This window comes from uncultured Maricaulis sp. (genome assembly GCF_905480005.1).
Lineage (GTDB): Bacteria > Pseudomonadota > Alphaproteobacteria > Caulobacterales > Maricaulaceae > Maricaulis.
Genome location: NZ_CAJQOO010000043.1, coordinates 1 through 4228, shown reverse-complemented (window position 1 = coordinate 4228; position 4228 = coordinate 1). Strand labels below are relative to the sequence as shown.

The following is a 4228-nucleotide window of genomic DNA, read 5'->3' as shown; positions in this document are numbered from 1 at the left end:
CCTGACGCCCTTCGGCTTCCAGTCCGAACGCCGCACCTTCTGGGCCGCACCGGAGACCTATTTCGAGCTCTCGCCCTTCATGCATGCCGACCAGATCAATGAGCCCATGCTGATGATCCACGGCCAGATGGACAATAATTCGGGGACCTTCCCGATGCAGTCCGAGCGCATGTACGCCGCGGTGAAGGGCAATGCCGGCACCGCCCGCCTGGTCATGCTCCCCTATGAAAGCCACGGCTATCGCGGCCGCGAGAGCATCCTGCACGTGCTCGCCGAAAGCATCGACTGGCTCAACACCTGGGTGATGCCGGTTGAGGACCCGATGGGTGGGGGTGAGGACGACGACGATAGGGTGGAGTAGGATAGGTCAGCCTTTGAAGTAGGTTTCCCGGTGGTAGCGCAGAAACTCGGTATGTGGCCGAAGGTGCGCTGCCTCTGGAACTGAAACATATCCACTTGGATCGAAAAGTCGTTCGACTCCGTCCGGTAGCAAGCTCTTTGCTTTCAAGAGTTGGTAGTTATCGTCAATCGCGATTAGCCCACGATCAAATAGCCAGTGGGCCGTTCGTGAGAGAGCAACCCCATTTTGGATGGAATCTGGGCCATCGTCTGCAACAGGGCGTATATGAGCGGCTTCGATCTCGGCGCGGCCACCGCCGTTGATGATTTGAAGACCTGTCACTGCACAACGCAGATCGTAGGTCGTTCGGACAGTGCGAGCAAAGGCTGCGTCCCGGAACTTTCGAGAAATTAATTGCTCGACTATCGGCCTCTTAAAGACGGCTGGCGGGTCCGAAAGTCCGGGCCTGTCAGTCCGTGTTCCTTCGAAGAGGTCATCGGAGAATCCAACGTCGCAAATCAGGCTAAATTCCTCATCCGGAATTCGTCTCACGGAAACACCAAAAGAGCCCTGATTGCCCGACCCGTCAGGTTTTTGGAGTTTTGTTTCCCAGTAAGTGCCATCAGGTCTGCGATGCGGCACGGGCTCCGTGAATTCCAAATAATTCGAAAGGTGAGCTATACAGTCGCCGGAACCGTCAGGCACGCTTTGTAAGTCCGAAACTTGCGCGACTGCTAGGTACGCCAAACGGCCGCCACCGGCGCGGGGTTCGTAAAAGAGCGCTAAGTCCCCGACCGCCTCACGCGCGGCTTTCACCAGACGTTTCGGTACAAAATAAGTCTTGCCCGACACTTCTGTATAGGCACTCGCTATGGACTGCATGAGGACGACTTTGGTCATCCGGCCAGGCTAGCGTGCTCGAACAAATAGTAAAGCGACAAGCAATTGAACGCGCTCGAAAAAACCCCGCCAGCATCCGCCAGCGGGGTCTTTCAATCCGATAGTGACGCCAATATCAGTCATCCTCATCCATGCTCGGTACGGCCACCGCATGGAAGCCCGCATCGACGTGCAGCGTTTCGCCCGTGCAGGAGAAGCCGAGATCACTCAGCAGGTAGAGCGCGGCGCCGGCGACGCCTTCCATCTTGGTGTCCTGCTTCATCATCGACCATTCGCGGCCTGTGCGCATCAGGGCCTTGCCGCCGGAAATGCCAGCCATGGCGAGGGTGCGCATCGGGCCGGCCGACAGCGCGTTGACGCGGATGTCCTTCGGCCCCAGGTCGCGGGCCATGTAGCGGGTCGAGGCTTCCAGCGCCGCCTTGGCGACACCCATCACATTGTAGGACGGGACGACACGTTCCGAGCCGAGATAGGTCAGCGTCACCATGGCGCCGCCATTGGGCATCAGATGGCTGGCGCGCTTGCCGGCATCGACGAAGGAGAAGGCGGAGATGTCCATCGCCCGGCGCCAGCCCTCGCGGGTGGTGTTCTCGGTGAAGGAACCGACCAGCTCGTCCTTGCCGGCAAAGGCAATGGCGTGGACCAGGAAGTCGATCGTGCCCCACTTGTCCTTGAGCGCCGCAAAGCAGGCATCCATGGAGGCGTCATTGGTGACGTCGGCCTGCACCATGAAGGGCTCGCAGGGCAGGCTCTCGACCAGCGGACGGACCCGGCGCTCGAGTGCTTCATCCTGGTAGGAGAAGGCAATCTCGGCGCCCTGGGCGGCCAGTTGCTGGGCAATGCCCCATGCAATCGAGTTCTTGTTGGCCACGCCCATTACAAGGCCGCGCTTGCCCTTCATCAGCTCGCCGGCCGGAAACACCGTATCGCTCATCGGGAAATCCTCTCCTGGATCAGATCACGTCTTGTACGACGCTTTAGATTTTTTCGAAAACGACCGTGCCGTTGGTGCCGCCGAAGCCGAAGGAGTTCGACATCGCCGTCTTGATCTCGGCATCGCGCGTTTCGGTGATGATGGGCAGGTTCAGGGCCGCAATGTCGGGATCCATGTCGAAGACATTGATCGACGGGGCGACGAAGCTGTTCTGCATCATCAACAGCGTGTAGATGGCCTCATGCACGCCGGCGGCGCCCAGCGAGTGGCCGGTCATCGACTTGGTGCCCGAGATCATCGGCGCGTTGTCGCCGAAGACTTCCTTGACCGCTTCCATCTCCTTGATGTCGCCGACCGGTGTCGCGGTGGCGTGCGGGTTGAGATAGTCGATCGGGTGCTTGACCGTTTCCATCGCCAGTTTCATCGAGCGCACCGCGCCCTCGCCGGACGGGGCGACCATGTCATAGCCGTCCGAGGTGGCCCCATAGCCGGTCACTTCGGCGATGATATTGGCGCCGCGGGCCTTCGCCCGCTCGTATTCTTCCAGAACCACGACACCGGCACCGGCACCGCCGACGAAACCGTCACGGTCCTTGTCGAAGGCCCGCGAAGCCTGTTCGGGCGTGTCGTTATACTTGGTCGACATGGCGCCCATGGCGTCGAACAGGTTGGAGAGGGCCCAGTGGATCTCCTCGCAACCGCCGGCGAACATGACGTCCTGCTTGCCCCACTGGATCTGCTCGGTCGCCGCACCGATACAGTGCAGCGAAGTCGTGCAGGCCGAGGTGATCGAATAGTTCACACCGAGGATCTTGAACGGGGTGGCCAGTGTCGCCGAGGCCGTCGAGCTCATCGCCTTGGGCACGGCAAACGGACCGATCCGCTTGGGACCTTTCTCGCGCGTGATATCCGCCGCATTGACGATGGTCCCGGCGGACGGACCGCCCGAGCCCATGATGATGCCGGTGCGGTGGTTGGAAATGTCGTTTTCTTCCAGGCCGGAATGGGCGATCGCCTGTTCCATGGCCATGTAGTTCCAGCCGGCGCCTTCCGACATGAAGCGGTAAACCCGCTTGTCGACATGCTGGGCGGGATCAACGGTCGGCTTGCCGCCAACCTGGCAACGGAAGCCAAGCTCGGCGAAGCTTTCCATGCGGCCAATGCCGCTTTTGCCGTTTTTCAGGGACTCGGTGACTTCCGCAGCATTATTGCCGATCGGGGAAATCACGCCGAGACCGGTGATGACAACACGACGCATGAGGCTCTCCTGGGTCAGGCCATTTCGCCGGGCTTGAACAGGCCCACGCGCAAATCCTTGGCAGTATATATGGTCTTGCCGTCAACTTCGACACGGCCATCGCCGATCGCCATGATCAGGCGGCGCTGGATGACGCGCTTGAGGTCGATGACATAGCGCACCGTCTTGCTCTCGGGCGTGATCTGGCCGGTGAATTTCACCTCGCCGACGCCGAGCGCGCGACCCTTGCCGGGATTGCCTTTCCAGCACAGGAAAAAGCCGACCAGCTGCCACATCGCGTCGAGGCCGAGGCAGCCCGGCATGACCGGATCGCCCTTGAAGTGGCATTCGAAAAACCAGAGGTCGGGCTTGATGTCGAGCTCGGCGATGATCTGGCCTTTGCCATGCTCGCCGGTCTCGTCGTCGATGTGGATGATGCGATCCATCATCAGCATCGGGGGCGCGGGAAGTTGCGCGTTTTCGGGGCCCCACATCGTTCCATTGCTGGAGTCGATCAGGTCGTTATAGCTGAAAGAGCTTTGGCGTTCAGTCATGTAGCCGATCAGTTGCGCCGCATGTGAAGGCGCTTGGCGATCACCGGGCTGGTCAAGAAAACCCGGCTATTTTCAGGCAGCCGGAAAGATCAGGGCAGAGCGGTATCATGCGCGACCGACGTGCTCAAGGCGGGGTTGCCGTCGGCGTCCGGCCCGGTCTCGCTGTCCAGCTCCTGCGGATAGACCCCCCACAGGGTGTGGGGGCGCACCCAGCCACGAAATCCCTGCGCCTCGACCCGGCACCAGCCGGTCCTGCAGCGCTC

6 protein-coding genes are annotated in these 4228 nt (G+C 60.8%); 1 reads left to right on the top strand and 5 read right to left on the bottom strand.

The window, feature by feature from the left end:
• Nucleotides 1–361, top strand: a 361-nt coding sequence (locus QZ266_RS05395) for a prolyl oligopeptidase family serine peptidase (RefSeq protein ID WP_295692328.1), incomplete at its 5' end; no start/stop codon positions are given.
• A gap of 6 nt (nucleotides 362–367) precedes the next feature.
• Here the strand turns inward: QZ266_RS05395 and QZ266_RS05390 are convergent.
• The 5 genes from QZ266_RS05390 to QZ266_RS05370 all read right to left on the bottom strand — a co-directional run.
• Entirely contained in the window at nucleotides 368–1240 is an 873-nt protein-coding gene (locus QZ266_RS05390; RefSeq protein WP_295692326.1) for an HNH endonuclease, read from the bottom strand.
• A 115-nt stretch (nucleotides 1241–1355) separates the two neighbouring features.
• Nucleotides 1356–2174: an enoyl-ACP reductase gene (locus tag QZ266_RS05385; protein ID WP_295692324.1), complete on the bottom strand. Its 819-nt coding sequence runs from the start codon at nucleotides 2172–2174 to the stop codon at nucleotides 1356–1358.
• A gap of 43 nt (nucleotides 2175–2217) precedes the next feature.
• Nucleotides 2218–3432 (bottom strand): beta-ketoacyl-ACP synthase I, encoded by a 1215-nt coding sequence (fabB, locus tag QZ266_RS05380; RefSeq protein WP_295692322.1) that lies wholly within the window; start codon nucleotides 3430–3432, stop codon nucleotides 2218–2220.
• A gap of 14 nt (nucleotides 3433–3446) precedes the next feature.
• The gene (gene fabA, locus QZ266_RS05375) at nucleotides 3447–3965 is read right to left on the bottom strand and encodes a bifunctional 3-hydroxydecanoyl-ACP dehydratase/trans-2-decenoyl-ACP isomerase (RefSeq protein ID WP_295692319.1); all 519 of its coding nucleotides are present in this window, start codon (nucleotides 3963–3965) and stop codon (nucleotides 3447–3449) included.
• An 89-nt stretch (nucleotides 3966–4054) separates the two neighbouring features.
• Nucleotides 4055–4228, bottom strand: a 174-nt coding sequence (locus QZ266_RS05370; RefSeq protein WP_295692330.1) for an SH3 domain-containing protein, incomplete at its 5' end; no start/stop codon positions are given.

Excerpts from the sequence above, each read along its gene's own strand:
- fabA (WP_295692319.1), bottom strand. The coding sequence starts at position 3,965 with ATGACTGAACGCCAAAGCTCTTTCAGCTATAACGACCTGATCGACTCC.
- QZ266_RS05390 (WP_295692326.1), bottom strand. The coding sequence starts at position 1,240 with ATGACCAAAGTCGTCCTCATGCAGTCCATAGCGAGTGCCTATACAGAA.
- fabB (WP_295692322.1), bottom strand. The coding sequence starts at position 3,432 with ATGCGTCGTGTTGTCATCACCGGTCTCGGCGTGATTTCCCCGATCGGC.
- QZ266_RS05385 (WP_295692324.1), bottom strand. The coding sequence starts at position 2,174 with ATGAGCGATACGGTGTTTCCGGCCGGCGAGCTGATGAAGGGCAAGCGC.